The organism is Hydrogenophaga sp. (genome assembly GCF_026125825.1).
GTDB lineage: Bacteria > Pseudomonadota > Gammaproteobacteria > Burkholderiales > Burkholderiaceae_C > Hydrogenophaga.
Map to the genome: position 1 here is coordinate 1 of NZ_JAHCKK010000210.1, position 1941 is coordinate 1941.

1 protein-coding gene and 1 pseudogene are annotated in these 1941 nt (G+C 71.5%); both read left to right on the top strand.

The window, feature by feature from the left end; translation table 11 throughout:
• Positions 1-118: 118 nt before the first annotated feature.
• Positions 119-1495 carry a type II and III secretion system protein family protein gene (locus tag KIT86_RS25005; protein WP_297403433.1) on the top strand — a complete coding sequence of 459 codons (1377 nt, stop codon included), beginning with the start codon at positions 119-121 and terminating at the stop codon, positions 1493-1495.
• A 16-nt stretch (positions 1496-1511) separates the two neighbouring features.
• Positions 1512-1941, top strand: a pseudogene (locus KIT86_RS25010) (pilus assembly protein); the annotation flags it as partial.

Consider the following 1941-nt stretch of genomic DNA (forward strand, 5'->3'; position numbering starts at 1 on the left):
GCGCGGTGGTGGCGACCTCGGCCCCCTCGGCGGGGCACGAGGTCGAGCTCATCCGCGGTAATCGCCGCGACACCGTGCGCTATTGAGACCACGCGCGTCAACCCACCAGGTGCTCCGCATGACCCTCAAGCCCCCACCCACCGCCCTTCCCCGCCGTTCGCGCTGGCCCCGCCTGGCGCTGCTGGCCGGCCTGTTGCTCACCGCCGCCTCGGGCGGCCTGCTGGCGCAACCGGCCAGCGATGCCTCGCCGAGCGCGAGCGCCGACCGGGCCTTGCGGCTGACCGCCGGCACGCAGCAGGAACTGGTGATCGACAAGGGCGTGGACCGCATCGCCATCGCCAACGAGCAGGTCGCCTCGGTCATGGTCACGCGCAAGGCGCGCGGGACATCGGGTGGGCCGGGTGCGCGCCTCATCATCACCGGCAAGGCCCCCGGCAGCACCTCGCTGCTGGTGTGGGAGCGCGGCAGCGACGCCGCCACCACCTACACCCTGCACGTGCAGCGCGACGGCGCGGTGCTGCAGGGCGCGTTCCCGAGCGCCGCCGAGCACCAGCAGGCACGCGAGGCCGCGCTGGCGCTGCAGCCCGACAAGGCCCCGCTGGCCGACCGCTCCACGCTGAGCGTGAAAAGCCAGACCGTGCAGGTCGAGGTCAAGATCGTGGAGTTCAACAAGCGCGTGCTCAAGCAGGCCGGGCTGAACCTCTTCAGCACCGCGCCGAACAAGCACGGCTTCAGCTTCGGCGTGTTCTCGCCGAGTTTGCTCACCTCCGCCAGCTTCGAACCCAACGGCGTGATCAGGGGCGAGATGACCTCGCCGCTGGCGCAGGCCTTCGGCCTGCTGCTGAACTTCGGCAAGGCCAACATCGGCCTGAACCTGGGCCTGCTCGAAGGCAATGGCCTGGCCCGGGTGCTGGCCGAGCCCACGCTGGTGGCGCTCTCGGGCCAGAGCGCCAACTTCCTCGCCGGTGGCGAGATCCCGGTGCCGATCGCGCAGGGCCTGGGCACCACCAGCATCGAATACAAGCCCTTTGGCATCGGGCTGACCGTCTCGCCCACGGTGCTCTCCAACCAGCGCATCGTGCTCAAGGTGGCGCCCGAGGCGAGCGACCTGGACTACACCAACGCCGTGACCCTCAGCGGCGTGGCCGTGCCCGCGATCACCACACGGCGCGCCGACACCACGGTCGAGCTCGGCGACGGCGAGAGCTTCGTGATCGGCGGCCTGGTCAGCCGCACCACCACCTCCAGCGTGGACAAGGTGCCGATGCTGGGCGACCTGCCGGTGCTGGGCACGGTGTTCAAGCGCCAGGACTACCAGCAGAGCGAGCGCGAGCTGGTGATCGTGGTCACGCCGCACCTCGTCAAGCCGCTGGCCCAGGGCACGCAGCTGGACGCGGCCCTGCCCGGGCGCGCCGAGCAGCGCGACCCCGCTTTCTGGCGCGGCTTTCTCGTGGGCAACGGGGCCGATGACGCCCTGCCCGGTTTTTCCCGATGACGCCCCGGCCCTCGCCATGAGCACCCTGCCCACCCCCCTGCACACCTCGCTCCAGAGCCGCAACGTGTACCTGTTCGCCTCGGACACGGGCGAGCACGCGGGCTGGCTGAACGCCGCCATGGGACAACTCGGCGAGGTCACGGTGGTCACGCTCGACGAGGCCGCGCTCGGCGAACGGATCGCCACCACCCACCCGCGCATCCTGTTCCTGGACTTCTCCAGCGGCCAGGCCCTGCGCAGCACGCGCCTGGCCACCGCCTTGCGGCGCGAGTGGCCCGAGCTGCTGCTGATCGGCACCGGCCACGCGAACGAGACCAACACCACGCTGGCCGCCCTGCGCGCGGGCGTGGACGACTTCCTCGACCTCGATGGCCCGACCACCGAGGTGCTGGCCGTGCTGCAGGACCTGATGGCGCGGCGCCAGGGCCAACGCGCGCCGCAGGCCC